The sequence below is a fragment of the Gammaproteobacteria bacterium genome, assembly GCA_013696315.1.
Lineage (GTDB): Bacteria > Pseudomonadota > Gammaproteobacteria > JACCYU01 > JACCYU01 > JACCYU01.
Map to the genome: position 1 here is coordinate 1 of JACCYU010000263.1, position 3,811 is coordinate 3,811.

A 3,811-nucleotide genomic window follows, 5' to 3' on the forward strand; every position below is an offset into this window, starting at 1 on the left:
GTGATATTCAGCACCACCGCCTGCACGGGCGCCAGCCACAACGGCAGATTGCCGGCGTGGTGCTCGATCAGCATGCCGATAAAACGCTCCAGCGAACCGAGTATGGCGCGATGAATCATGACCGGCACCTGACGTTCGCCGTTCTCCGCAACGTAAATCGCGCCCAGCCGCGCCGGCATGGAGAAATCGAGCTGCACGGTGCCAAGCTGCCACACCCGGCCAATGCAGTCCTTCAGCGAGAAGTCGATCTTGGGCCCATAAAACGCGCCTTCGCCCGGCTGCAGGGCGAAAGCCAACTGGTTGTGATCCAGCGCCGCCTGCAATGCCGCTTCCGCCTTGTCCCACAATTCGTCGGCGCCGACTCTTTCTTTGGGACGGGTGGAAAGTTTGGTAAACACCTCATCGAAGCCAAAATCGCGGTACACCTGAAACACCAGATCGATAAAGTTCGACACCTCGCCCAGAATCTGGTCATCGGTACAGAAAATATGCGCGTCATCCTGCACGAAATTGCGCACGCGCATCAGACCGTGCAGCGTTCCCGATGCCTCGTTACGATGACAGGAGCCGAATTCGGCCAGCCGCAGCGGCAGCTCGCGATAGCTTCGCAAGCCCTGATTATAAATCTGCAGGTGCGCCGGGCAGTTCATCGGCTTGACCGCGAAAACATGGTTCTCCGATTCGGTGGTGAACATTTCGTCGCGAAACTTCGCCCAGTGGCCGGACTTCTCCCACAGCGAACGGTCCAGCAATTGCGGTGTGTGGACTTCCTGATAGCCGTGCTCGCGCAGCAGGCCGCGGATGTAATCCTGGATGGTGAGATAAATCTGCCAGCCCTTATCGTGCCAGAACGCCATGCCAGGCGCTTCTTCCTGAAAGTGAAACAGGTCCATCTGCTTGCCGATACGCCGGTGATCGCGCTTCTCGGCTTCTTCCAGCCGATGCAGGTATTCTTTCAATAGCTTCTTGTCGGCCCAGGCGGTGCCGTAAATGCGCTGCAGAACCTCGTTACTCTGATCGCCGCGCCAGTACGCGCCCGCCACTTTCATCAGCTTGAAGGCCTGTAATCTGCCGGTGCTGGGCACGTGCGGACCGCGGCACAGATCGACGAATTCGCCCTGCCGATACAAGGTGAGTTCCTCGTTAGCGGGGATATCGGCGATGATGCGCGCCTTGTATTCCTCGCCCATGCCCCGAAACAAGGCTACGGCCTCGTCGCGCGGAATGACCTCACGCTGAACGGTAAAGTCCCGCCGCGCCAGCTCCTCCATTTTCTTTTCGATTGCTTGCAGATCCTGCGTGGTAAACGGCCGCTCGTACGCGAAGTCGTAATAAAACCCGTTTTCGACCACGGGCCCGATCGTGACCTGCGCTTCGGGGAACAGAGACTTGACCGCCTGCGCCATCAGGTGCGCGGTCGAATGGCGGATAACTTCGAGACCCGCCATATCGCGGCCGGTTACGATGCTGAGCTTCGCGTCGTTTTCCAGCAGATACGAAGTATCCCGCAGCCTGCCATCGACCTCGCCCACGATCGCCGCTTTCGCAAGGCCGCGACCAATATCGGCGGCCACCGCGTGGACGGTAACGGGATGATCGTAATGGCGTTGACTGCCGTCGGGAAGGGTAATGTCGGGCATATCGCGTTCTCCAGTGGTGGCCGATACGAGGGGCCACTTGCGTGCAACTTGAATCGCCGCTCATCGGCGGCAAGGGCTGCGGAAGTTGGTAGGCGCGATTGGACTCGAACCAACGACCCCCACCATGTCAAGGTGGTGCTCTAACCAGCTGAGCTACGCGCCTAAATGCTAACCCCTTGGTGCCATCCATGGCTACGCATAACAGCTTCGCTCGACTCCGGCCCGGACGTCCTGTCCGGTCGCTCGGCGAGCGAAAGCTTTAATCGCTTTCGCTTGTTTCGCCTCGCCCAGCTGAGCTACGCGCCTGCAGTTTCAGAAAAAGTATCAACAATAAGCGCGAGCGGCAACTACTTTCTGACATCAAGGCTTCACTGGGAAGATCAATTCAGATCGACCTGCCTGACCAACAGCCAATTATCCGGTCTGCTGCTGAGCCGCGCCCAGCAGCTTTTCTTTCAACCGCCCGATCTCGTCACGCGCACTCGCGGCCTGCTCAAATTCCAGATTTCTCGCGTGCTCATACATGCGCTGCTCCAGTTGCCTGATGCGTTTGGCGGTGTGCTCTGGCGAGCGGCTGGCGTAATCCAAGACGTTCTCCGCTACTTTCGCGTAGCGTTTGGGTGACGCGGCCTGGCTGCCCGCGTAGGCACCTTCCATGATGTCGGCGATCTTCTTCTGGATGCCTATGGGGGTGATGTTGTGTTGCGCGTTGAAGGTGATCTGACGGGTACGCCGGCGGTCGGTTTCGTCGATCGCGCGCCGCATGGAATTGGTGATGGAATCGGCGTACATGATCACCTTGCCGTTGAGATTGCGCGCGGCCCGCCCGATGGTCTGAATCAGCGAACGGTCCGAGCGCAGAAAACCTTCCTTGTCGGCGTCCAGGATTGCTACAAGGGAAACCTCCGGCAGATCCAGCCCCTCGCGCAGCAGATTGATCCCGACCAGCGCGTCGAATTCGCCCAGCCGCAGATCGCGGATGATCTCCACGCGCTCGACCGTGCCGATATCCGAATGCAGATAGCGCACGCGCACACCGTGCTCGAACAGATACTCGGTCAAATCCTCGGCCATGCGCTTGGTCAGCGTTGTGATCAGCACGCGCTCGTTGATGGCCGCGCGTTCGTTGATCTCGGACAGCACGTCATCCACCTGGCTGCGCACGGGGCGCACCTCGATCCGCGGATCGACCAGGCCCGTGGGCCGCACGAGTTGCTCGATTACCCCGTCGGAGTGCGTCTGCTCGTAAGGTCCCGGCGTGGCGGAGACAAAAATACACTGCGGCATCATTGCTTCAAATTCCTCGAACTTGAGCGGCCGGTTGTCAAGCGCCGAGGGCAGGCGGAATCCATATTCGACCAGCGTTTCCTTGCGCGAACGGTCACCTTTATACATGCCGCCGAACTGCGGAATCGACACGTGGCTCTCGTCCACCACCAGCAATGCTTCACCCGGCAGATAGTCCAGGAAACACGGCGGCGGCTGACCCGCCTCGCGTCCGGAAAGATATCGCGAGTAATTCTCGATGCCGGAGCAGTAGCCCAGCTCGCGGATCATCTCCAGATCGAACGTGGTGCGCTGTTCGAGACGCTGCGCTTCCACCAGACGATTCGCCTGCCGCAGCACCTTCAGCCGTTCGGCCAACTCGCGTTTGATGAGCTCCAGGGCTTCGAGCAGGGTCTCGCGCGGCGTGACATAGTGCGTCTTGGGGAAGATCGTCAGGCGCGGCACCGAACGGATCACTTCACCGGTCAGCGGATCGAAGAAACTCAATTTTTCGATTTCATCGTCGAACAATTCGATCCGCACGGCTTCGCGTTCGGAATCGGCGGGATGCACGTCGATGACTTCGCCGCGCACGCGGAACGTGCCGCGCCGCAGCTCCATATCGTTGCGCGTATATTGCAGTTCGGCGAGCCGCCGCAGAATCCGGCGCTGATCGATGCGGTCGCCGCGATCCAGATGCATGACCATTTGTAAATACGTGCGCGGATCGCCGAGGCCATAAATCGCCGACACGGTCGCCACGATCACGGTGTCCGGGCGCTCCAGCAGCGCCTTGGTCGCGGACAGCCGCATCTGCTCGATGTGCTCATTGATCGAGGAGTCCTTCTCGATAAACGTGTCGCTGGAAGGGACGTACGCTTCGGGCTGATAGTAGTCATAATATG

At 59.6% G+C, this 3,811-nt stretch carries 2 protein-coding genes and 1 tRNA gene; all 3 read right to left on the minus strand.

All coding sequences use genetic code 11. The features are described 5' to 3' along the window. A partial coding sequence (thrS, locus tag H0V34_14930; protein MBA2492916.1) for a threonine--tRNA ligase occupies positions 1-1,640 on the minus strand: 1,640 nt, incomplete at its 3' end. A gap of 86 nt (positions 1,641-1,726) precedes the next feature. Beyond that, positions 1,727-1,803: transfer RNA gene (locus H0V34_14935), tRNA-Val, on the minus strand. A gap of 251 nt (positions 1,804-2,054) precedes the next feature. Beyond that, positions 2,055-3,811, minus strand: a 1,757-nt coding sequence (gene uvrB / locus H0V34_14940; GenBank protein MBA2492917.1) for an excinuclease ABC subunit UvrB, incomplete at its 5' end; no start/stop codon positions are given.